Origin of the sequence: Luteibacter sp. ME-Dv--P-043b (genome assembly GCF_030209605.1) — a bacterium.
Lineage (GTDB): Bacteria > Pseudomonadota > Gammaproteobacteria > Xanthomonadales > Rhodanobacteraceae > Luteibacter.
The window spans coordinates 1-21838 of sequence record NZ_JARVRT010000032.1 but is presented as its reverse complement, the minus strand read 5'-3'; the positions used below and the strand labels follow the sequence as shown (position 1 = coordinate 21838).

Annotated in this window: 19 protein-coding genes; 9 read left to right on the top strand and 10 right to left on the bottom strand. The window is 66.8% G+C overall.

The annotated features are described in order from the left end of the window. Positions 1 to 19: 19 nt before the first annotated feature. Entirely contained in the window at positions 20 to 1627 is a 1608-nt protein-coding gene (locus QRN34_RS15675; protein ID WP_285405828.1) for an electron transfer flavoprotein-ubiquinone oxidoreductase, read from the bottom strand. A 160-nt stretch (positions 1628 to 1787) separates the two neighbouring features. Between QRN34_RS15675 and QRN34_RS15670 the strand changes: the two genes are divergently transcribed. Together QRN34_RS15670 and QRN34_RS15665 are read left to right on the top strand one after the other, a co-directional pair. Then, positions 1788 to 3188, top strand: coding sequence for an amidase (locus QRN34_RS15670; RefSeq protein ID WP_285405827.1), 1401 nt, complete (start codon positions 1788 to 1790; stop codon positions 3186 to 3188). After that, the gene (locus QRN34_RS15665) at positions 3185 to 3799 is read left to right on the top strand and encodes an alpha-ketoglutarate-dependent dioxygenase AlkB (RefSeq protein WP_285405877.1); all 615 of its coding nucleotides are present in this window, start codon (positions 3185 to 3187) and stop codon (positions 3797 to 3799) included. Before QRN34_RS15670 ends, QRN34_RS15665 begins: the two co-directional genes overlap by 4 nt. Here QRN34_RS15665 and QRN34_RS15660 read toward each other — a convergent pair. The 4 genes from QRN34_RS15660 to QRN34_RS15645 are packed head-to-tail and all read right to left on the bottom strand — an operon-like array spanning position 3747 to position 7230. Further along, positions 3747 to 4367: an ABC-type transport auxiliary lipoprotein family protein gene (locus tag QRN34_RS15660; protein WP_285405826.1), complete on the bottom strand. Its 621-nt coding sequence runs from the start codon at positions 4365 to 4367 to the stop codon at positions 3747 to 3749. The two genes, QRN34_RS15665 and QRN34_RS15660, sit on opposite strands and share 53 nt — an antisense overlap. Then, positions 4364 to 5302, bottom strand: coding sequence for an MlaD family protein (locus QRN34_RS15655; protein ID WP_285405825.1), 939 nt, complete (start codon positions 5300 to 5302; stop codon positions 4364 to 4366). Before QRN34_RS15655 ends, QRN34_RS15660 begins: the two co-directional genes overlap by 4 nt. 3 nt (positions 5303 to 5305) lie before the next feature. Next, positions 5306 to 6091, bottom strand: a complete 786-nt coding sequence (locus QRN34_RS15650) for an ATP-binding cassette domain-containing protein (protein WP_285405824.1) — start codon at positions 6089 to 6091, stop codon at positions 5306 to 5308. Then, positions 6088 to 7230 carry an ABC transporter permease gene (locus QRN34_RS15645; RefSeq protein WP_285405823.1) on the bottom strand — a complete coding sequence of 381 codons (1143 nt, stop codon included), beginning with the start codon at positions 7228 to 7230 and terminating at the stop codon, positions 6088 to 6090. Before QRN34_RS15645 ends, QRN34_RS15650 begins: the two co-directional genes overlap by 4 nt. 125 nt (positions 7231 to 7355) lie before the next feature. Between QRN34_RS15645 and gcvT the strand changes: the two genes are divergently transcribed. From gcvT to QRN34_RS15625, 4 genes are all read left to right on the top strand, one after another. Next, positions 7356 to 8462 (top strand): glycine cleavage system aminomethyltransferase GcvT, encoded by a 1107-nt coding sequence (gcvT, locus tag QRN34_RS15640; RefSeq protein WP_285405822.1) that lies wholly within the window; start codon positions 7356 to 7358, stop codon positions 8460 to 8462. Positions 8463 to 8552: 90 nt separating this feature from the next. Continuing rightward, positions 8553 to 8948, top strand: coding sequence for a glycine cleavage system protein GcvH (gcvH, locus tag QRN34_RS15635; RefSeq protein WP_285405821.1), 396 nt, complete (start codon positions 8553 to 8555; stop codon positions 8946 to 8948). A 433-nt stretch (positions 8949 to 9381) separates the two neighbouring features. After that, a complete protein-coding gene (gene metJ / locus QRN34_RS15630) occupies positions 9382 to 10053 on the top strand; it encodes a met regulon transcriptional regulator MetJ (RefSeq protein WP_285405820.1) in 672 nt (223 codons plus the stop codon). A 234-nt stretch (positions 10054 to 10287) separates the two neighbouring features. Then, on the top strand, positions 10288 to 11337 hold the full coding sequence (locus QRN34_RS15625) for an energy transducer TonB (RefSeq protein ID WP_285405819.1): 1050 nt from the start codon (positions 10288 to 10290) through the stop codon (positions 11335 to 11337). A 28-nt stretch (positions 11338 to 11365) separates the two neighbouring features. Here QRN34_RS15625 and QRN34_RS15620 read toward each other — a convergent pair whose 3' ends face one another. Then, a complete protein-coding gene (locus QRN34_RS15620) occupies positions 11366 to 12742 on the bottom strand; it encodes a serine hydrolase domain-containing protein (protein WP_285405818.1) in 1377 nt (458 codons plus the stop codon). 139 nt (positions 12743 to 12881) lie between these two features. Here QRN34_RS15620 and QRN34_RS15615 point away from each other — a divergent pair, with 139 nt between their 5' ends. After that, entirely contained in the window at positions 12882 to 14213 is a 1332-nt protein-coding gene (locus tag QRN34_RS15615) for an MFS transporter (RefSeq protein ID WP_345782910.1), read from the top strand. On the opposite strand, the gene QRN34_RS15610 is transcribed toward QRN34_RS15615, so the two are convergent. The 3 genes from QRN34_RS15610 to mtgA are packed head-to-tail and all read right to left on the bottom strand — an operon-like array spanning position 14198 to position 16394. Next, positions 14198 to 14626, bottom strand: coding sequence for a CBS domain-containing protein (locus QRN34_RS15610; protein WP_285405817.1), 429 nt, complete (start codon positions 14624 to 14626; stop codon positions 14198 to 14200). The two genes, QRN34_RS15615 and QRN34_RS15610, sit on opposite strands and share 16 nt — an antisense overlap. Positions 14627 to 14673: 47 nt before the next feature. Further along, positions 14674 to 15645: a glycosyltransferase family 2 protein gene (locus QRN34_RS15605; protein WP_285405816.1), complete on the bottom strand. Its 972-nt coding sequence runs from the start codon at positions 15643 to 15645 to the stop codon at positions 14674 to 14676. Between the two features lie 8 nt (positions 15646 to 15653). Further along, positions 15654 to 16394 (bottom strand): monofunctional biosynthetic peptidoglycan transglycosylase, encoded by a 741-nt coding sequence (gene mtgA / locus QRN34_RS15600; protein ID WP_285405815.1) that lies wholly within the window; start codon positions 16392 to 16394, stop codon positions 15654 to 15656. 106 nt (positions 16395 to 16500) lie between these two features. On the opposite strand from mtgA, the gene QRN34_RS15595 reads away from it, so the two are divergent. After that, positions 16501 to 17424 (top strand): Hsp33 family molecular chaperone HslO, encoded by a 924-nt coding sequence (locus tag QRN34_RS15595; RefSeq protein ID WP_285405814.1) that lies wholly within the window; start codon positions 16501 to 16503, stop codon positions 17422 to 17424. Between the two features lie 169 nt (positions 17425 to 17593). On the opposite strand, the gene QRN34_RS15590 is transcribed toward QRN34_RS15595, so the two are convergent. Beyond that, entirely contained in the window at positions 17594 to 20440 is a 2847-nt protein-coding gene (locus QRN34_RS15590) for an EAL domain-containing protein (protein WP_285405813.1), read from the bottom strand. Positions 20441 to 20748: 308 nt separating this feature from the next. On the opposite strand from QRN34_RS15590, the gene QRN34_RS15585 reads away from it, so the two are divergent. Then, a complete protein-coding gene (locus QRN34_RS15585) occupies positions 20749 to 21708 on the top strand; it encodes a hypothetical protein (protein WP_285405812.1) in 960 nt (319 codons plus the stop codon). Positions 21709 to 21838 lie beyond the last annotated feature (130 nt).

The following is a 21838-nucleotide window of genomic DNA, read 5'->3' as shown; positions in this document are numbered from 1 at the left end:
GCCGGCCCCCGCGTGAGCGCTACAGGTTCTGGTAGTTCGGGCCCGAGCCGCCTTCCGGCGTGACCCACGTGATGATCTCGTACGGGTCCTTGATGTCGCACGTCTTGCAGTGCACGCAGTTGGCCGAGTTGATCTGCAGGCGACGCCCGCCTTCGTCCTGCACCATCTCGTAAACGCCGGCCGGGCAGAACCGTTCGCACGGGTTGCCGTATTCCGTCGTGCAGCGATCGACGCAGATGGACGTATCCAGCACCTTCAGGTGCACCGGCTGGTCCTCGTCGTGCTCGGTGGCCGCGAAATACACGCTGGCCAGGCGATCGCGCGGGGGCAGTACGCGGTCGACATAATCCTTTTTCGGTGCCTCGTACTCGCCCAGCTTCTGCAGTGCAGACCAGTCCGCATGGTTCTTCAGTGTCCAGGGCGAACGGCCGCCGGTCACGGTTTCCCACGCGGCGTTGATCAGGCCCCACCACAGGCCCTTGTTGAAACCGGGCCGGATGTTGCGGACCTTCTTCAGCTCGCTCATGACGACGGAGTCGCGCAGCTTTGCATCCCAGCCGGCCGGGCTTAGCGCGTTGCCCAGGAGGTGTTCGGCCGCGAGCATGCCCGAGGCGATCGCCTGGTGCGTGCCCTTGATCTTCGGGACATTCACCAGCCCGGCAGAATCGCCAATGAGTACGGCGCCCGGCATCTCCACCTTGGGCAGTGACTGGAAACCGCCCTCGACGATGGCGCGTGCGCCGGCGGAGACAATGGTCCCGCCGTCTAGAAGGTCCTTGACGTTCGCATGGTGCTTGAACTGCTGGAACGCCTCGAACGGCGAGAACATCGGGTCCGGATAGTCCAGGCCGGCGACGAAGCCGATCGCCACCCGGTCGTTTTCCATGTGATAGAGGAAGCTGCCGCCATAGGTGTCATTGGCCAGCGGCCAGCCCGCGGTATGCACCACCTTGCCGGGTTGGCCACGACCGGGCGGCAGCTGCCACAACTCCTTGATGCCGATGCCGTAAGTCTGCGGGTCGCTGTCCTTGTCCAGGGCGAACTGCCGGATCAACGATTTGGTGATGTGACCGCGGCAGCCTTCGGCCAGCACGGTGACCTTCGCGCGGATGTCGATGCCCTCGGTGTAGCCGGGCTTGTGCGTGCCGTCGCGCGCCACGCCCATATCGCCGATGCGCACGCCGTTCACCGCGCCCGCGTCGTCGAACAGGGCCTCGGCGGCGGCATAGCCGGGAAACACATCCACGCCCAGTGCTTCCGCCTGCGGCGCCAGCCACGCGCACAGCGCGCCAAGGCTGACGATCACGTTGCCGTGGTTATTCATCTGCGGCGGCGTGACCGGGAGTTTCGTGCCGGAGGCGTGGTCGCGCAGCAGCCAGAATTCGTCGGTGGTCACCGGCACGCAGATGGGCGGCGGCGCCGTGCGCCAATCCGGCAGCAACCGATCCAGCGGCCCGGTTTCGATCACGGCGCCGGACAGGATCTGCGCACCGATCGTCGAGGCTTTTTCGATGACGCAGACCGACGTGTCGGGATTGAGTTGTTTCGCACGCATCGCGAACGCCAGGCCGGCGGGGCCGGCCCCGACGACGACGATGTCGTATTCCATGGTCTCGCGGTCGCTCATGGCTGGCTCACTCGAAGTCGGCTGGCGGGGTGACTGACCCATCATTGTCAGGCTTCGTCGCAAGGGGGGCAAATCGCCGTTTGAAACGTCCTCACGCGAGGGGGCCTTGCACGACGTTCACATATCGCGTTCATAATCGTGCCAAGCGCCAGGAGATTTCATGAATACGATGCCGCCGGTGGCCGACACCGACATGCGCCGCGCCACGCTCTTGCAGATCCTGCATTGGCTGGCTATCGGAAGGGTGCAGCCGCAAGCCCTGTCCGATGTCTACCAGAACGCTATCGAGCGCCTCAATCCGCGTTTGAACGCCTTCGTCGATTACAGCGTCTCGCTGATCCAGGAACAGGCCCTGGCCGCGGATCGTCGCCGTCGCGACGGCGTCATCGGGCGCCTGGACGGTATACCGATCGCGATCAAGGACAACTTCGACGTGGCCGGCGTGCCCACACGTGCCGGCATGCGGCGGCGCAGCGTCGTGCCCGACGAAGATGCGCACGTGGTGGCGCGCCTGCGCGCGTCGGGCGCCGTTCTACTGGGCAAGACCAACATGGACGAGGGCGCACTGGGCCTCACCACCAACAATCCCGTGCATGGCGCGACGCACAACCCGCATCGGCTGGGTTACACCGCGGGCGGTTCGTCCGGCGGCGCGGCCGCGGCCGTGGCGTCGGGCATGGCGGTGGCGGCCATCGGTTCGGACAGCCTCGGCTCCATCCGCGTGCCGGCCAGCTATTGCGGCATCTATGCGCTGAAGCCGACCCATGGCGAGATCTCGGCGAGGGGCCTGGTGCCGGCGGCGCGTCGCCTGGATGCCGTGGGCCTGCTGGCGCGCGGGGTAGACGATCTCACCGTGCTGCTGCAGACGTTGGCCGGCTACGACGCGGACGATCCGCGCTCGCGCCGCCGTCGCGTGGCGTTCTCGCCACCGGACTGGGAGCCGGGCAACCTGCGCGCGGGTTTCCTGCCCGACCTGACTGCCATCGGCGTCGGGCAGGACGTGATCGATGTGTTCGAAGCGGCCCTGGCGCGCCTGCAGGGTGAGCTGGGCGAGCGCCGCCAGGTCGATTTCTCGGACTGGGATTTCGCCCGGACGCGGCGGGCGGGCCTGCTGCTGATGGAAGCGGAGATGATCCACACCTTCGCCGCGGAACTGGCCGACGAGGCCTATCCGGTATCGGCGGGCTTCCGCGACATGGTCGGCTTCGCTACCCGCAAGTCGGCTGCCGACTATGCCGCCGCCGATGGCGTACTGGATGCAGCCACCCTGAAGATGCGTCGCCTGTTCGCACAAGTGGACGTGCTGGTGCTACCGACCACGCCGCAGGGTGCCTTCCCGCTCGACGGCCCGGTGCCTGCCTCCCAGGCCGACCTGTGCGGCTTTGCCAGCCTGGCGGGTTGTCCGGCGGTCAGTATTCCCATGGGCACGCTGGCCAACGGTATGCCGATCGGCATGCAACTGGTCGGCGCGCGCGGTTCGGACCTGCGCCTGCTGGAACTGGCGGCGGTGTGTGCTTCGTCGCTCGATGCAGAGCCCGCCTACCCGGTGGAACCCGCCTGACTGCCGCGTGGCAACCGGTCGATCTGCCGGGTGCCGAGGTGGATCTCGCGCCGGCATGGCTGCCGCGCGACGAAGCGGATGCGCTGCTTGCGTCGCTGCTCGCCACCTTGCCGTGGGAGGTCCATCGCATCCGCATGTTCGGGCGGCAGGTGGACTCACCTCGCCTGAGTGCGTGGATCGGTGACGCGGACGCCGCGTACCGTTATTCAGGCACCCGCTTCATTCCGCATCCGTGGCCGGACTCGCTGCACGCGTTGCGCGAGCGTGTGGGGGCCGCGTGCGGTACCTCGTTCAACAGCGTGCTGGCCAACCTCTACCGTAACGGTGCCGACCGGATGGGCTGGCACAGTGACGACGAGACCGAGCTCGGTGCCGAGCCGGTCATCGCTTCGGTCAGCTTGGGCGCGGCACGGACATTTCGTTTTCGTGCCAGGGCAGGAGGTGGCCCGGCCGTGGCGGTGGACCTGCCGCACGGCAGCCTGTTGCGCATGGCTGGCGCGACGCAACGCTTATATAAGCATGAGTTGCCGGCGCGACGACGCGTGGACGCGCCAAGGATCAACCTGACGTTCCGCCAGGTGGCACCGCCTGCTCCAGGGTCCAGGCGGTGATCTGGCGGGCCAGCGTGTCCATCGCCCGGCCGAACGCCTCGACCACCTGCGGCACGGCCTTGCCGTCGACCGGCTCGCGCACCTCGAAGCGGCGCGCGCCGACCATCTGGTGCTTGCGCGTGCCAGCGAGGATGGCATCCAAACGGATCACTACAGTTGGCTTGCCGTCGATGTACTCGGTCTGGAACGCGGCCAGGCTGCCATCCAGCTCGTAGTCGGCGCCGAGATTGCCGTCGTCGATGCCGATGGCGCGCACGCGGCCGGTATCGCGGAAGGCATCGGCCAGCCGGTCGCGCACGAGGTGCGGCACGCTGTCGGCCCAGCGCGCGCCGGCGTAGACACTGATGGTATTGGCTTCGGGCACTACGGCGATGCGTGCGCTGTCGAGCGCGCGCGGTGCGGTGGGGGTGGCGATGCGCAACGTCCAGGCCACGCTCGTCGTGGTCGCCGGACGCGCCGCCGGTGCCGCGGGCAGCAGGTAGACACGGGGCGATTCGGCCTTGGGCAGGATCGAGCAGCCGGCCAGCAAGGCAAGGCATAGCGGAGCGGCGAAGCGGGCCAGTCTCATGGCGTGAACTCCCTGGTTTTCTCGCGACCGAGCAGGTAGCCGCTGGGGTTTTCGTCGAGGCGCCGGGTGATCGACCGCAGCGAGCCCAGTGTGTCGCGCAGCTCGTGCAACGCGGGTGCCAGATCGCCCAGGCTGGCGGCACCGCCGTTGATCGCGTCGGCATTGTCGTTGAGCAGGCGATCGACCGATGCCGTGGCGCGTTCCAGCGACGCCATCGCCCGCTGCGCGCTTTCCAGCGTGGCCTTGCCCTGCGTGTCGATCAGGCCGTTGGCGTTGTGCACCAGGGCGCGGCTTTCCGCCAGTGTGTCGTCGGCCTGTCGGGTCACGCTCACCAGTTGCCTGATCAGCACGCGGATGTCCTCCCGCTCGTCGGCGATCACGGCCGTGGTCTTGTCGAGGTGATCGAGCGTGTTCTGCACCCGCTGCACATTGTCCTTGGACAACAGCTCGTTGGCCTTCGCGGCGGCCTGGCTGATGTTGGTCATCAGGTCCTCGCCGTTGGCCAGCAAGCGCGCGAACGGCGACGGGTCGGCGACGATCACCGGCACCTGGCCATCGTGTCCCACCATCAGCGGGCTGCCCGGCGAGCCGCCGGATAACTGGATGATGGCGACGCCGGTCACGCCGGTGAGGGCAAGCTTGGCGTGGGTATCCTTGCGCAGCGGCGTGTCGCCGGAAAGGCGCACGCGGGCCAGTACACGGCGCGGGTCTTCGGGGTCCAGCCTCAGCTGGGTGACGTCGCCCAGCCGGATGCCGTTGTACTGCACGGTGCCGCCCTTCGACAGGCCGGTCACGGCTTCATTGAAGACGATGTCGTAGTAGTTCCATTCCTGGTCGGAATGCGCCCTGGCCAGCCACACGCCGAAGGCCAGGCCGAAGAGGACGACCAGGACCGCGAACAGTCCGATCAGTACGTGGTGGGCACGGGTTTCCATGGTTCATTCCTTGCCGCGGTGGGCGGCGAGCGTGGCGGCACGGCCGCGCGGTCCGTTGAAATACGCCTGGACCCAGGCATCGTCGGTACGTGCGACCTCGTCGATGGGAGCGGCGGCCAGCACGCGCCGTTGCGACAGCACGGCCACGCGATCGCACGTGGAATACAACGTATCCAGGTCGTGTGTCACCAGGAACACGGTCAACCCCAGCGCATTGCGCAGGGTGACGATCAGGCTGTCGAACGCCGCGGCGCTGATCGGGTCCAGCCCGGCGGTGGGTTCGTCGAGGAAGAGGATCTCCGGGTCGAGCGCCAGCGCACGTGCCAGGGCAGCGCGCTTGATCATGCCGCCGGACAGCTGCGAGGGGTATTTGCGCCCCGCGTCCGCGGGCAGGCCGGACAGCGCCAGCTTCACGCCGGCAAGCCGTTGCGCGTCGCCGCGAGCCAGGCCGGCATGTTCGATCAGGGGCAGCGCGATGTTCTCGGCCACGGTCAGCGACGAGAACAGGGCGCCGCTCTGGAACAGCACGCCGAAGCGACGCTCCACGCGCGAGCGTTGTTCGTCGGACAACGCCAGCAGGTTTTCGCCGAAGACGCGTACCTCGCCGGCCACCGGTCGCACCAGTCCGACGATGGTGCGCAGCAGTACCGACTTGCCGGTCCCCGAGCCGCCGACGATGCCGATGATTTCACCGCGGTAGACGTCGAGGTCCAGGTCCTCGTGGACGGTCTGCGCGCCGAAGCGGTTGACCAGCCCGCGCACGGCGATCACGGTCTCCTTGGCGCTCACCAGCCCATCTCCATATAGAAGAGGGCGGCCAGCGCATCCAGCAGGATCACCACGAAGATGGACTGCACCACCGCCGAGGTGGTGTGCTCGCCCACCGACTGCGCGCTGCCGCTCACCTTGAAACCTTCCATGCATCCGATGACGCCGATCATGAAGGCGAACAGGGGCGCCTTGACGATGCCGACCAGGAACTGGCCGAGCGAGATGTCCGACTGGAACATCGACAGGAACATCGAGGGCGACATCTTCAGCACCGCCATGCACACCACGCCGCCACCGGCGATGCCCGCGATCATCGCGATGAAGGTGAGCAGGGGCAGGGCGACCAGCAGCGCCAGCACCCGCGGCAGCACCAGCAGTTCCACCGGGTCCAGGCCCAACGTGCGGATCGCGTCGATCTCCTCGCGGGCCTTCATCGAGCCGATCTGCGCGGTGAAGGCACTGGCGGTGCGACCGGCGAGCAGGATGGCGGTAAGCAACACGCCGAATTCCCGCAGGAAGGCGAAACCGATCAGGTCGACGGTGAAGACACTGGCGCCGTAACTGGCCAGCGCCGTGGACCCGAGGAAGGCGACCACGGCGCCCACCATGAAGGAAAGCAGGGCGAGGATGGGTACCGCATCCAGGCCGGTCTGTTCGATATGCGCCACCAGGGACGTGACGCGCCAGCGCCGGGGCCGCCATGCCGTGGCGAGAAATCCCTGCAGGGTGATGCCGATGAACGCCAGCAAGGTCGCCGTCTGTTTCCAGGTGCCTTCCAGCGCGCGGCCGATCCGCTCAAGCATGTCCACGAAGCCGGCATCGCGCTTTCGCTTCGTGCCGGTGCAGTAGGTGTCCATGGCGTCGCCGACGGTCTGCAGCAGGGCCCGGCGGGCGGCGGGCAGCACGTCGTCCCGGGCGAGTTGCCGCGTGCGTACGCTACCCAGCAGCTCGGCGACGACGAAGGCGCCCGACGTATCCATCGCGCCGAGCCGGTGGGTATCGATCACGGTGTCGCCGTCGATCGCACCGGCCAGTTCGCCGGCGCGACGCTGCAGATCCGTGTAGTGGGCGAGTGTCCAGTCGCCCGCGAGCATCAGCCGCTGGCCGGCGGCGTCGCGGGTAAGGGTGGCCGAGCCGGGGCGGGATGCCGATGCCATGGGCGGAACACTAACAGGAGCCGGCGCCCGCGCGGCGATCGTGCTGCACCGCGATTGGCCTTCTGCACCGCCGCGGCCGATAATGCCGGGCTACTGCCTACCGCCATCTCCTGCAAGGTAAGACGATGACCGACAAGACCGAACTCAACGCCACCCACCGCGAACTCGGTGCCCGCATGGTCGACTTCGGCGGTTGGGACATGCCGATCGCCTACGGTTCGCAGATCGAGGAGCACCACGCCGTCCGCAAGGACGCCGGCATGTTCGACGTCTCGCACATGACCGTGGTCGACCTCACCGGCGAGCGCACCCGCGAGTTCCTGCGCAAGCTGCTCGCCAACAACGTCGACAAGCTGACCAAGAGCGGCAAGGCCCTCTACACGTGCATGCTCGCCGAGAACGGCGGCGTCATCGACGACCTCATCGTCTATTTCCTGCGCGAGGATTTCTTCCGCCTGGTCGTCAACGCTGCGACGCGCGTCAAGGATCTGGCCTGGATCGAGAAGCAGGCCGCCGCGTTCGGCGTCACCGTGCGCGAGCGCCCCGAGTTCGGGATGATCGCCGTGCAGGGCCCCAACGCCCGCCAGAAACTGCTCGGCCTGCTGCCGGACGAGGTGCGCGAGAAAGCCGGCAAGCTGGGCAAGTTCGCCGCCCTCGAGGTGGAAGGGCCGAACGGCATGCCGCTGTTCCTCGCCCGCACCGGCTACACCGGTGAAGACGGTTTCGAGGTCGTGGTGCCCAACAGTCGTGTCGTCGAATTGTGGAACCTGCTGCGCGAGGCAGGCGTCGCCCCGGCGGGTCTGGGTGCACGCGACACGCTTCGCCTGGAGGCCGGCATGAACCTCTACGGCCAGGACATGGACGAGACGGTCAGCCCCTGGGAAGCCGCGCTCGCCTGGACGATCTCGCTCGACGAGGGACGCGACTTCATCGGTCGCGCGGCGCTGGAAGCGATGAAGGTCCAGGGCGTGCCGCGCGTCATGATCGGCCTGGTGATGGACGAGAAGGGCGTGCTGCGTCACGGCCAGAAAGTGCTCACGGCCATTGGCGAAGGTGAGATCCTCTCGGGCGGGTTCGCACCCACGCTTGGCAAGTCGGTGGCCTTCGCCCGGGTCCCCGCGGGTGACCATGGCGATGTCCGGGTCGATATCCGCGGCCGCGAGATTCCGGTGCGCGTGGTCAGGTTCCCGTTCGTCCGCGACGGCCAGCCCATGCCGGGCATCGTCGATTGATCCGCTGCATGCTTTCGCGAAACGCGTGGACCGGCGACAATGGCCCGACCCGCTATCGCACCCCCGTCCCGAGCTAACGAGGAATACCCCATGAGCGAAATCCCAGGCGATCTGAAGTTTGCCAAGTCCCACGAGTGGGTCCGCGTCGAGCAGGACGGCACGGTCACCGTCGGCATCTCCGACCATGCTCAAGGCGCATTGGGCGATCTGGTCTACGTCGAACTGCCGGAAGTCGGCAGCAGCGTGCAGGCCGGCAACGGCACCGCCGTGGTCGAATCGGTCAAGGCCGCCTCCGATATCTACGCACCGGTGTCGGGCGAGATCATCGAGGTCAACGCCACGCTGAGCGACAAGCCGGAAACGATCAACGAGGATCCTTACGAGGCTGGCTGGATCTTCAAGCTGAAGGTCGACGACAAGAGCGAAATCGACAGCCTGATGTCGGCCGACGAGTATGCCGAGCTCATCGAAAACGGCGACGACTGATCGCCCCTGTCGTGCTTCAACCCGATGCCGGTCGTCCTCGACCGGCATTTTTTTGTCCGCGGGGCGTCTCCGGAGAAATTTTTTTTTCGGCCCAGTCGTCTTCCGTTCATCCCCGGAATTCGCCCCTGAGGCAGTCGCCGGCCGGTATGAAAATATCGCGCGACGATCCTCGCGCCGCGCATGCTCTTTTATTGGAAAGGCGATAAAAAACGCTTTATTTACGGTGTTTGCTGAACGGACTTTCCGTCGCAGCGTGTTTCGTTATGGAAGTCCATTAGTACGCCGACAGCGTCGACGGTAACGCCCACGGCCACCGTGTAGTCCGTTCGATCGTCGGTTATGTGTCCGCAACGTCTTCAATTTAGAGCCAAAATTTATTGACAGCGGAAATGTTGAGGAATAGCTTTTGCGTCAATTGACGGGGAACCCGGAAATGGAAACAGAAAAATTCATCAGGCCGTACGTGGAGCATGGTTCGAAAGCGGGTGCGGTTCGCAAGATCACCGTCTCGATTCCGCTGCATATCCTCCGCCTGCTATCCGATGAACGTACACGCCGCCAGGTGAACAATTTGAGGCACGCGACGAACAGCGATCTGCTGGTTGAAGCGTTCCTTCATGCTTTTACTGGGCAACCACTGCCAACTGATGAGGAGCTGAGACGAACCATGGCCACTGCCAAGAAAGCCACTGCCAAGAAAGCCGCCGCCAAGAAGGCGACGAAGAAGTCCACCGTAAAGAAGACCACCGCGCGCAAGACGCCGGCCAAGAAGGCCTCGACCCGCAAGGTCGCGACCAAGAAGGCGTCGACCCGCAAGTCGCCGGTCCGCAAGACCACCGCCAAGAAGGCTGCGGTCAAGAAGACCTCGACCCGCAAGGTCGCCACCAAGAAGGCTTCGACCCGCAAGTCGCCGGTCAAGAAGGCCACCACCACCCGCAAGGTCGCCGCCAAGAAGACCGCCCGCAAGGCAGCTACGCCGCGCAAGGCCGCCGCACCGCGTAAGGCAGCTGCCCCGCGCAAGGCTGCCGCTCCGCGTAAGGCCGCCACCAAGAAAGTCGCCACTGCCAAGGTTGCTCGCGCTACCCGGACCGCCAAGGTCAAGTAAGCGTTACCTACTTATAAGAACGTGCTTTGCGAATTATCTCCCCGCGGTGCCCAGCGCGGGGAGACGCTTCGAAACTTGACCCCGGCTTGCCGGGGTTATTCATTTGTGGGACGGCCATGCTGGATTCACGCGGCCATTACGGTTACCTTGTCGCCACATCGCGCTGCGGGGGACGGGGGGTCCACCGCGTCAAGCCATAGGGGGCGCGCGTCTTGCGGAGTCCGTACGACCGCCATGGATAACCGTCTACGCACCATCGAGCGCCGCCGCCAGCGTGGCGCGATCAGTCCCGTCACCCTTGCCGTCGTCGTCATCGTCGCCGCGCTTGCCGTCGCAGCCTGGTTCCTCATCATCAAGCCCTACCGCGATGCCCACGAGGCGGAAGCACCGGCACCGGTCGCCGTGCAGAATTCGACAGCCACGCGTGACACGACGCCCGTGGCCAACGTCGATGCCCTGAGCGTCGACCAGCTGCTGGCCGAAGCGCGCACCGCCATGAACGAGCAACGCCTGGTGGCGCCCGCCGGCAACAATGCGTTCGAGTTCTACATGAAGGTGCTGGAGAAGCAGCCGGGTAACCCCGTCGCCGCCGACGCGCTGCGCGAGACCTTCTCCTACGGCTCGGCCGCGACCGAGCAGACGATCAACCAGCGTGATTTCAACGAAGCCCAGCGCGAGATCGACCTGCTTGCCAAGGCCGACCCGGAAAACTACACGCTGACCATCCTGCGCTCGAAGCTGGATGCGCAGCGCAAGACACTGGACCGCGAGCAGCAGCAGGCCCTGGACGCCCAGAAGGCCCAGCAGCTTGCCCAGCAGAACGCCGCGGCGAGCCGTCAGCAGCAGGCCGAACAGGCCGCCGCCGCCGCCGAAGCCCAGCGTTCGCAGGCGGCACGTGAGCAGGCGGCGCGTCTTGCCCAGTCGCAGCAGCAGGCCGCCCCGGCCGCCGCCGCGGTCACGCGTCAGGCCGCGACCGCGCCCTCGGGGCCCGCCGCGGCCGAAAGCGGTGCGATCAGCGATGCCGTGCTGGTCCGCCAGATCAGCCCGCGCTACCCGACGGCCGCCATGCGTGCCAATCAGGAGGGCTGGGTGGATGTCGAACTGACGGTAGGCGTCGATGGCGCCGTGTCCAATGTCACCGTCGTCGATTCACAGCCCAAGCATGTATTCGATCGCTCGGCCATGGACGCGGTGGGTCGCTGGGAGTTCAAACCGGCCATGCGCAACGGCGAGCCGATGGCCGTGACCCTGCGGCGCCGGTTGCAGTTCAACCTCGGCCGGTAAGCGTGTGTCCCCCCTGCCGGGGGACGCGTCAGTCCGACGCTTTCTTTTTCTTCTTGGTCGAGGTGGCGGGCGCTGTCTTCTTTGCCGGCGCCGCCTTGCCCTTCGTCTTCGACTTCGACTTCGTAGCGGCTGCCTTGGCCGGCGCAGCCGCGGCCTTGGCCACCGGCGCCGCGCGCACGTTGCCTTCCACACCGGCCCAGTCGACGTGATTGAGGCCGAGCAGGCTGTCGAACACCATCGGCATGAGGCCGGCCGGTATCGGGCCCGCACCGTTCCACATGGTCACTACGCCGGCGTGGTATTTCGGGAAGAAGCCGATCATGGTGCGGTAGCCCGACACGGCGCCCGCGTGGAAGATCAGGTCCTCGTTGGCGTACTTGAACACGCGCCAGCCCAGTGCATAGTGGGCTTCGGTCACGCGTGCACGGCGCCAGGGCAGCGAGTGCACCTCGGAGGGCGTGTCTACTTCGGGCGCATGCAGCACGTCCAGCGACGGTGTCGGCAGGACGTCCGGACGTCCACCCATCTGGGCCATCAACCACTGCTCCATGTCGCGCAGGCTGGCGTTGACACCGGCCGCGGGGGCGACCCGGTAGTAGCTGTCGTTGGGCTCGTAGGGAATCCAGTTGTGCGGCCCGCCACGATGCGGCCGTGCCCAGCTCTTGCTGGCCTCGAGGGCATCGCGGCCGTAGCTGGCGGTGGTCATGCCCAGTGGCGCGAAGATGCGCCGCTCCACCTGACGGAAGAAGTAATCACCGGTGGTGGCGTAGATCACGTCGCCGATCATGCTGAAGGCCACGTTCTGGTAGCCGTAGCACGCGCCGACCTTGCACGAGAGGTCCACCTCGTCGAGCTTGCGGACCAGCTCCTCGTAAGGCGCGTCGGCCTCGAGCATGTTGTCGTAGGTGTTGCGCGGCAGGCCCAGACGCTGGCCGAGGATGTCACGCACCGTGGCCTGCTGCGCGGCCTGCATGTCCTTGAGCTTGAAGTACGGGATGGTGTCGATCAGCTTGGTGTCCCAGCTGAGGAACCCCTGGCGCACCAGCACCGCGGTGACGCCGGTGGCGAAGGCCTTGGAGAGCGAGGCCAGGCGGAATACGGTTTCCGGCGTGGCGGCTTCCTTCGTCTTCGCGTTGGCATAGCCGATGGCTCGCTCGTAGACCACCTTGTCGTCGACGATGATGGCCGTGACGATAGCCGGTGCCGCGTCGCGGGCTTCGGCGGCATCCATCCAGCGTTTGTAGTTTTCGATCGTGTCCTTGACCCGCTCGGCCGGCAGTTTTTCCGACGCGGGGTCGACATGGACCACCGGCGGCTTCTGCGGGGGCGGCGCCGCGAGGGCCAGGGGGACAGCGGAGGCGCAGGCGAGGGCGCAGGCGAGCAGGGAGGCGGAACGAAACGACATGCTTATCTCGCGCGGTCGAGGCGTGGGGGCACGCCGCGGGAAGGGGGATGCCAGCGAGCGCGGCATCGTCGTCCGCATTGTCTTTCACTTCCGGGTTCGCCACAACGCATGCGCCTTGACCTCCCTGAACGAAAGCGGCGTGCTAGTCTCGACGCAGATTCCCGCGGAACGCCCGCCACCCGTGAACGTCCGTCGACGCGTCGCCCTGGGCGAGGGCAGGACCCTCGCGCTATCCGTCATCGCCTTCTTCTTCGTGATGACGTCCTATTACGTGCTGCGCCCCGTTCGCGACCAGCTTGCCGGCGCCGCGGGGTCGCAATCGCTGCCCACGTTCTACGCCATCGTGTTCGTGGTGATGCTGGCGCTGACGCCCGTGTTCGGCTGGCTGGTCTCGCGCTTTCCGCGCAAGCGCGTCATCGGCAGCAGTTACCTCTTCTTCGCGGCATCCATGCTGGCGTTCATCCCGGCCTTCGTCGCCCAGGACCGGATCGGCGCGGTGTCGCTGGGGCGCATCTTCTTCGTCTGGGTCAGCGTCTTCAACCTGTTCGTGGTGTCGCTGTTCTGGAGCTTCATGGCCGACGTGTACCGCAGTCAGCAGGCGCGCGTCATGTTTCCGTTCATCGCCGCCGGCGGCATGGCCGGCGCGTTGCTGGGCCCCCTGCTGACCCGGTTGCTGGTCCAGCGGCTGGGTGTGCCGGCCATGCTGGTGGTGTCCGCCACGCTGCTGTTGCTGGCGCTGGGCGCGTTGCTGGCCCTGTCCGGGCGCCGCGACATCAACGACGACAGCGCCGGCGCGCCGGTGGGCGGGTCGATCCTGCAGGGCGCCAAGGCCGCGTTCTCGCAACCGTTCCTGCGCTACATGCTGGTGCTGATGCTGCTGGGCGACGGCATCGCCACCATGGGCTACACGCTCATGGCCGATTACACCAAGGCCCACTTCGTGGACAACGCGGCGCGCACGGCCTTTTACGCCGACCTCGACCTGTGGACCAACTGCTTCGGTGCGTTACTGCAGCTGACGCTGACCCCGATGATCATGCGCGGCCTGGGCGTGGTCTGGGCGATGGTGTTGCCGGCGCTGGCCAACATGCTCCTGTTGCTGGGCCTGTCGCTGGCCGGGCTGGTCGACCTGCACGTGGGCGGCTGGACGATTCCGGTGATCGCCATCGTCCTGGTCGGCTCGCGTGGCATGACCTACGGGATGACCAAGCCAGCGTCCGATGCGCTCTACACGCGCACGCCCCGCGAGGTGCGCTACAAGGGCAAGAACTTCATCGAGACCGCGGTGTGGCGCTTCGGCGACCTGGTGGTCACTACCGGTCTGGTCGCCCTGCGCGGCGCGGGCGTCGGCATCACTGCGATCGGTCTCACCGCGGCCGGGCTGGCCTGCGTGGCCGCGGAGATGGGGCGTCGGGCGGCGACATCCCCCGACCTGCTGCCGGAGCAGCCTGACGATCAGCCGGTGATATAGCTCTCGAGCTGGCTGATGGTTTCTTTCTGCTCGGAGATCACCGCCTTGACCAGGTCGCCGATGGACACGATGCCGACCATCGCTTCGCCATCGATCACCGGCAGGTGGCGCAGGCGACCGTCAGTGCACAGGCGCATGCACTCGTCCACCGTGGCGTCGACGGACACCGTGATCACACTGGCCGTCATGATCTCGGCCACCGGCGTGTCGCGTGACGAGCGATCCTTCAGGATCACCTTGCGTGCGTAATCGCGCTCGGACACGATGCCGACCAGCGCGTCGCCCTGCATGACCACCAGCGCGCCGACGTTCTTTTCCGCCATCTGCCGGACTGCGTCATACACGGACGCCTCGGGCGCCACGGCGAAGACCGCCTTGCCCTTGCCTTCGAGAAGATGCCTGACCTGCTGCATGATCGTGACTCCGCTGCATGCGGCGTGCCGCCGCGGAAACAGCGAGTCTACGCCGGCGGCTGTCCGGTGGGGTCACGGCCAGGTGAACGCGCCTGCCCGCGGCGCGACTCCACGTAATACAGCGGGCGCCGCTTGGACTCCGCGTAGGTCCGTCCGATGTATTCGCCGATGACGCCCAGCGCCAGCAACTGCGCGCCGCCCAGGAACAGGATGACCACCATCAGGGTCGGGTAACCCCGCACCGGGTCGCCCCAGAGCCAGACCTTGAGCAGCACCCACAAGCCGTAGAGGAAGGCGAGCAAGGCCGCTGATACGCCCAGCCATGTGGCGATGCGCAGCGGCGCGGTGGAAAACGAGGTGATGCCTTCGACGGCCAGGTTGCCCAGCCGCCAGTAGTTCCATTTGGTGACGCCGGCATGGCGGGCATCGCGGTGGTACACCACCGATGTCTGCCGGTAGCCGATCCAGGCGAACAGGCCTTTCATGAAGCGCTGGCGCTCACGCAACCCACCCAGCGCCTCCACGGCGCGACGCGAGAGCAGGCGGAAGTCGCCCGTATCGCGTGGCAGCGGGGTATCGGCCACGCGCTCCATCACCCGGTAGAACGCCGCGGAGGTGAATCGCTTGAAGCGTGTTTCGCCGTCGCGTTCCCCGCGCGTCGCGTACACCACGTCGAAGCCTTCCTGCCAGCGCGCCACCAGCGTGGGGATCAGCTCGGGCGGGTCCTGCAGGTCGGCGTCGATCACCACCACCGCATCGGCGTCCGCGACGTCGAGGCCGGCCGTCATGGCCGCTTCCTTGCCGAAGTTGCGTGACAGGCGCAGCGCCACCACGCGCGCGTCGCGCTGCGCGATGGCCTCGATCAGCGCCCAGGTGTCGTCGCCACTCCCGTCGTCGACATAGATGATGCGCGACGCCGCGGCCAGGCCGTCGAGCACGGCGCCCATGCGCGCGTGGAATTCGTCGATCACCTGCGCTTCGTTATAGGCCGGGACGACGATCGCGAGGGAGTAGGTCATCGGTGTGCTCAGCGGATGCGTCCGGCCGCCGGTGCCGGTCGCGTGAGGTAGGCCGGTCCGCCGAGCTGGCCCATCTGCTGGGCAATCCACGCCGCGCGACGCTGCACATAGGCGCTGGGCGCATCGGCGTGGAACCGCCGGGGATTGGGCAACACGGCAGCCAGGCGGGACGCCTGCGCCACGCCCAGCCGGTCGGGCGTGATGTGGAAGAAGGCTTCGCTGGCGGCACCGACGCCGTAGACGCCGTCGCCCAGCTCCACGGTATTCATGTAGACCTCGAGGATGCGCTGCTTGGACCACAGTGCTTCGATCAGCACCGTGTAGTACGCCTCCAGGCCCTTGCGAACGAAGCTACGGCCGTTCCACAGGAACAGGTTCTTGGCGACCTGCTGGCTGATCGTGCTGGCACCGCGCAAGCGCTTGCCCTCGTCGGCGGCGTCGATGGCATCCTGGATCGCATCGACGTCGAAGCCGTGGTGGTAGGGGAATTTCTGGTCCTCGCCCGCGACCATGGCCAGGCCGACCTGCGGCGATATGCCTGCCCAGGGCACCCAGTGGCGGCGGTAGGTGAAATCGCTCTCGCCGCCGAGCAGGGCGCCGATCCGGCGCTCCATGATCATGGCGCTGGTCCAGGGCGGGACGAAGCGCAGCACCCCGACCACGAGGCACGACAACGCCACCCACGAAACCACGAGTAGCGCGACGATGTGGACGAGGCGGCGGGGCAGCGAGCGAGGCGTCGGGCTCATGGCGTCACGGCGAAGAAGGATGGCGCAGTATAAGGGCCGCGCGCGTGCCGGGCTTGTCGACGACGCGCTGCATCCCCATCTCCCGTCGGATCACCCGGAGGCCACCGTGACCGATTCGCTCCTCGACACCCTTGCATCCGAAGACATCCTGCACCGCTTCCTGTTGGAGAAAGCCGGCGTGCGCGGCGTCTTCGTCCGCCTCGGCGCCAGCTGGCAGGACATTGCGTCACGGGCGGAGTATCCGCCGGCCCTGCGCGACCTGCTGGGCCAGGCGATGGCTGCCTCCGCGTTGCTCACCGGCAACATCAAGTTCGAAGGTTCGCTGTCGCTGGAGTTCAAGAGCCAGGGCGCACTGCGCCTGCTCTTCGCCGAATGCACCGACAAGGGCCGCCTGCGCGGGCTGGCACGGTTCGAACCGGACCAGCTTGCGCCCGGCGGCGAACTCGACTTCAGGGCGCTGCCGGAAGCGGCCCTGGCGATCACCATCGGCCAGATCGACCGCGGTCGCTACCAGGGTCTGGTCGACCTGGACGCGCCGTCGCTGGCCGAGGCGCTGGAAAGCTACTTCGAGCGCTCCGAGCAACTGCCGGCCCGCATCCTCCTGGCCGCGGACGGCCAGCACGCAGTCGGCCTGTTCCTGCAGCCCGTGCCGGGCGAGGGCGGCCACGACGCCGCGGAAAACGACGACGATGCCTGGGAACGCGTCGGCCACCTGACCGCGACGCTGAGCGCCAGCGAGATGCTGACGACGCGCCCGGAGGAACTCCTGTTCCGGCTCTACCACGAGGAAACGGTGCGCCTTTATGAGCCCAGGTCGCTGGCCTTCGGCTGCACCTGCTCGCAGGAGCGCGTGGAAGGCATGCTGCGCGCGCTGGGACGCGAGGAAGTCGAGGCCACCCTGGAGGATCGCCATGGCGAGATCGAGGTGATCTGCGAGTTCTGCGCCACCCGCTACGTCTTCGACCGCGTCGACGCCGAACGCCTGCTCACCCAGTCCGACACCCCTCCCTCCCCCAAAACCCTACAGTAGGAGCGCACGCTGTGCGCGAAAAGCCAACAAAGCGGTGAAGCGGCAAGCCCGCGAAAAGCCAACGAAGCGTTGAAGCGGCAAGCCCGCAAAGACAACATCGCGACGGCGCGGCAACCTCGCATCGCGCACATCGTGCGCTCCTACATCGCCTTTTAGGAGCAACTGGGGATCAGGCATCCAACGACAGCGGCGCCGCCAGCCACTTGCTCGCCGGCTGCGGCTGCGCGAAAAGGAAACCCTGACCGAAGCGACAGCCGATGCGCTGCAATACGCGCATCTGCGACTCGGTCTCGATGCCTTCGGCGATCACCTGCATCCGCAGCGAATCCGCCAGCGCCTGGATGGCGCGCACCACGGCGGTGCTGTGAGCCTGGTCATCTTCGGCGGGCAGCTCGATCACGAACGAGCGATCGATCTTCAGGGTTTCGATCGGGTACTGGTGCAGGTAGCTCAACGACGAATAGCCCGTGCCGAAATCGTCCAGCGCGATACCCACGCCGTGCCCTTGCAGGTTCTCCAGTATCCGTTTCACCTGGGCCGGATTTTCCAGCAGGGCGCGCTCGGTCACTTCCACGCGGATGCATCGTGCGGGTACGCCATGCTGGGCGAACAGGTCGAGCAGGCGCTGGTCGAGGTCGGGCGAACGAAAGTGGCTTCCCGAGACGTTGATGCTGATGAAGCCCTCGTCGCGCGTGAGCGCGCGGGCCTGCCTTGCGACCTGCTCGAAGATCTGCCAGTCGATCGCTTCGGAGCAACCAGTATCTTCGGCCACCGCCAGGAACTCGCCGGGCGGAAGCAGGCCGCGCTCCGGATGGCGCCAGCGCAGCAGGGCTTCGTAGCCCACCACACGCAGGTTTTCCAGCTCGACGATGGGCTGGAAGAACGGCACGAACTCGTTACGGGCGATCGCCCGGCGCAGGTCGCCTTCCAGTTCGAGCAGCGACAACGCTTCGCGCCGTAGCCGATCGTCGAAGATGGCCGCGCGGTGGCGTCCTTCGTCCTTCGCGCGGTACATCGCCGAATCGGCGTCGCGCAGCAGTTCTTCCGGCCGCGTGTACTCGGGCGTGGGCAGCGCGATGCCGATGGATGCGGAGGTGAAGATCTCCTTCGCCCCCAGCCGGAACGGCGTCTGCAACTGCGCGATGATCCGCTCGGCGATCTGCGTGGCGGCCTGTGGATCGGTGATGCCCTCGACCAGTACGGCGAATTCGTCACCGCCCAGGCGCGCCACCACGTCGCGTGTCTTCAGGCAGGCGCGCACCCGCCCGCCAACCTGGAAGAGCAGGTCGTCGCCGACGAGGTGACCCACCGAGTCGTTGATGACCTTGAAGCGGTCCAGGTCGATGAACAGCACCGCGAACAGCTCGCCCGGGTTTTCCCGGTAATGGTTGAGGGCCTGTTCCAGGCGTTGCAGCAAGAGCGTGCGGTTGGGCAAGCCGGTGAGCGAATCGTGCAGGGTTTCGTACTTGAGGCGGCGCTCGACGCGCTCACGCTCGGCGATCTGCTCGCGCAGGTCGCGGTTGGCCAGGGCGAGCGCACGCGTACGCTCGGTCACACGGCGTTCGAGGCTGGCATACGCCTGCTTGAGGGATTCGGTGGTGTATTTGCGCTGCAAGGCGTTGGCGATGTGGTAGCTGACGAAGGTCAGCAGTTCCTGGTCGCGTGCGCTGTAGGTGTGCTCGGGCGAGTAGCTCTGCACCGCCAGCACGCCCATGGATTTCTCGTTCCAGATCAACGGCACGCCCAGCCAGTGCAGCGAGCGCGCGCCGCTGGTGGAGAGCACGTGGTCGCGGTTGAGGCGGTCGATTTCCTCGCGGTCGGCCAGCAGGGCCTTGCCGTTGCGCAGGACGAATTCGGTCAGGCCGCGGCCCAGTTCACGCGGTTCACGCGAGCCGTCCAGTTCGTCCACGGAATAGGGGAAGGTCAGCTTGTTCTGGTCTTCCGAGAGCAGCGCAATATAGAAGTTGCGTGCGTACAGCAGGCCGCCGATGACGCGATGCACGGCGGCGTAGAAATTTTCGATGCTGTCGGACGTGTTGGCCAGCTCGGCGATGCGGAACAGGGCGGCTTGCAGGCGCTCGCCGCGCTGGCGTTGCAGCACCTGTTGACGCAGCACGCGGTTGGCCTCGCGCAAGGCGGCGGTACGCGTGGTGACGCGGCGTTCCAGTTCCTCGTGTGCCTGGCGACGCTCGAGTGCCGTCTGTACGTGCTGGGCGACATAGGTGAGCAGGTCGCGGTCGTTCTCGGTGTAGCGTGTATCGTCCCGGTAGCTCTGAACGACCAGCGCCCCGACCACGTCGTCGCCCCGTTTCATCGGCACGCCCAGCCAGTCGTCGCTGGGCGGCCCGATGGCCACGCGCCGGCTGGGCAGGCTTTTTTCCAGCTCGTTGCTGGCGCCCATCATGGACCGGCCGCTCATCAGCACGTGCCAGGTCAGCGAGTTCTCGATCGCGTCGATCAGCTGGATGCCCTCGGGATCGGGGATGTCGTCGTCCAGCGTGTCCACGAAATACGGAAAGCGCACCGTACGGTTCTGCGCGTCGTACAGGACAATGAAGAAATTTTCGGCGTACATGAGGCTGCTGACGATGCCGTGCAGCGCGCTCATCATGTCCTTCATGTTGTGCTCGGCGCCGGCCTGCTCGGCGATGGCGTAGAGCGCACGCTGCAGCCGCTCGGCAAGCGCCAGGCGCGAGATGGCTTCATACAGGCTGGCGGTTTCGGCCAGCTGGCGCAGGCGTGCGGAGGCCAGGCGACCCATCCACGCGATGAGATCGGTCCAGGCAGGCGCATCGTCGTCGATGGCGAAGTCGAGGCTGCGTCCGGTTTGGGGATCGGCGCCCAGTGCGATCACGGTGCCAGCTCGGGTCGGGGCATCCTCGGTCTGGCGCCAGAACACCCGGGCGTCCGGCAACAGGCAGCGCGCGAAGGATTCGCACTCGTCGCGGATGCCTTCAGGGTCCGCGGCCCGCAGCAGGCGCTCGACGGCGTCGTGCAACGGCTCGACCTCCCCCATACCGGGGGTCAACGTCGTCGGGCTAGGGGATGGAGCTATGGTCATCGCCTGACAAGGATTCCGGTCATGATTGGGTGAGTCTATATGCGTTACGACGGCCGTGCGATGGCCGGCCCGGCGCCGAATCCGTTGTGCCCCACGCGTCCGGTCCCCCACTCGTCATAAACGGCAGCTAAGCTTTTTCCTGAACCCCAGCCTTCTCGGGGTGTTAGTAAAAAGTAAAACGGGGTATAGTCCCAATCGTCTCCGTCGGGCTGATGACGGGGGCACGGGGAGGCAACCATCAGCCGCTGACCACCAGACCTTTCATGCGCCGATCCGTACTCACCTTGCTACTGCTGATGCCGCTCGCCGCGGCAGGGCAGACCGCGTCGGTGGGCTCGGATGCCACGGCCACGCGTCTGCTGTCGCAGCAGCCGGATGCCTACGCCCGGACCAACGCGGGCTCGCTGCCACTGTGGCGCGCCCCCGACGGCCGGATGCTGGCCCTCCAGGCCGATGACCGCGCCGATCCGTCCAAGCCGCTGGCGCTGCATGCCGTGGATGCGGGTCCGTTCCTTGCCAGCGGCCTGCAGTACGACCTCGGCCCTCGCCTCCAGGCGCATGCCAGCGTGAGTGGGCAGGGCTGGGCGAACACCGCCGCGTCCTGTGCCACCGCCGCGTCCAGCAGCCTCGACAGCCGCTGTTACACGCCTGGGGCACCGCCGCGCATCGTCGGTAGCGAAGTCGGCGCCACGTTCCGCGGCACGGGCTACAGCGTCGGCCTCGGCGTCGGTTCCAGCCGGCCCACGGGCGGCGGCGCCGCGCTGCCGCGTGTCCTGCCGGGTCTGGCGACGGCCTCGGGCCTGCCGGTCAATGCCTTGTCCTCCAGCACCGAACTCAACGCACACGGCCGGGTCGACCTGGGCGCGCGCAGCGGTATCGACCTGGGCGCCAGTGTCGGTCGCATCCGGCTCCTGCCCGGTAACCTGCTGGGCATCGGTTCGGTTGACCAGAAGGCCCTGAGCTTCGGCGTCGACCGCGGCCCCATCTCCGGTGCGATCACCGGCCGCACCATGCAGCCGGAAGCCAACATCGTGAATGGCCTCAACCCGGACCGCCGCTGGAGCGCTGTCGACCTTGGCGTGACCTTCCGGCTGCCCTGGCGTGGCGAGCTGTCGGTCGGCGCACAGAACGTGTGGTCGTCCGGCAATGCCCCCACATTGCCCGCCGGGCCCGAGCCCGACCAGTCCCGAACACCCTACGTCCAATACCACCAGGACCTCTGAAAAACCCGCCCCATGAGGCGGGTTTTTCGTTTACACATGGTTGGTTCGCGCATCGGTATGCGTTATCCGCGCAAAGGTGTGTAGGAGCAACTGTCTTTTTCAGGCCTCTACCGTTCCGTGCCATGGAGTC

Coding starts and splice junctions, on each gene's coding strand:
- QRN34_RS15675 (WP_285405828.1), bottom strand. CDS start 1,627: ATGAGCGACCGCGAGACCATGGAATACGACATCGTCGTCGTCGGGGCC.
- QRN34_RS15670 (WP_285405827.1), top strand. CDS start 1,788: ATGAATACGATGCCGCCGGTGGCCGACACCGACATGCGCCGCGCCACG.
- QRN34_RS15660 (WP_285405826.1), bottom strand. CDS start 4,367: ATGAGACTGGCCCGCTTCGCCGCTCCGCTATGCCTTGCCTTGCTGGCC.
- QRN34_RS15655 (WP_285405825.1), bottom strand. CDS start 5,302: ATGGAAACCCGTGCCCACCACGTACTGATCGGACTGTTCGCGGTCCTG.
- QRN34_RS15645 (WP_285405823.1), bottom strand. CDS start 7,230: ATGGCATCGGCATCCCGCCCCGGCTCGGCCACCCTTACCCGCGACGCC.
- gcvT (WP_285405822.1), top strand. CDS start 7,356: ATGACCGACAAGACCGAACTCAACGCCACCCACCGCGAACTCGGTGCC.
- gcvH (WP_285405821.1), top strand. CDS start 8,553: ATGAGCGAAATCCCAGGCGATCTGAAGTTTGCCAAGTCCCACGAGTGG.
- metJ (WP_285405820.1), top strand. CDS start 9,382: ATGGAAACAGAAAAATTCATCAGGCCGTACGTGGAGCATGGTTCGAAA.
- QRN34_RS15625 (WP_285405819.1), top strand. CDS start 10,288: ATGGATAACCGTCTACGCACCATCGAGCGCCGCCGCCAGCGTGGCGCG.
- QRN34_RS15620 (WP_285405818.1), bottom strand. CDS start 12,742: ATGTCGTTTCGTTCCGCCTCCCTGCTCGCCTGCGCCCTCGCCTGCGCC.
- QRN34_RS15610 (WP_285405817.1), bottom strand. CDS start 14,626: ATGCAGCAGGTCAGGCATCTTCTCGAAGGCAAGGGCAAGGCGGTCTTC.
- QRN34_RS15605 (WP_285405816.1), bottom strand. CDS start 15,645: ATGACCTACTCCCTCGCGATCGTCGTCCCGGCCTATAACGAAGCGCAG.
- mtgA (WP_285405815.1), bottom strand. CDS start 16,394: ATGAGCCCGACGCCTCGCTCGCTGCCCCGCCGCCTCGTCCACATCGTC.
- QRN34_RS15590 (WP_285405813.1), bottom strand. CDS start 20,440: ATGGGGGAGGTCGAGCCGTTGCACGACGCCGTCGAGCGCCTGCTGCGG.
- QRN34_RS15585 (WP_285405812.1), top strand. CDS start 20,749: ATGCGCCGATCCGTACTCACCTTGCTACTGCTGATGCCGCTCGCCGCG.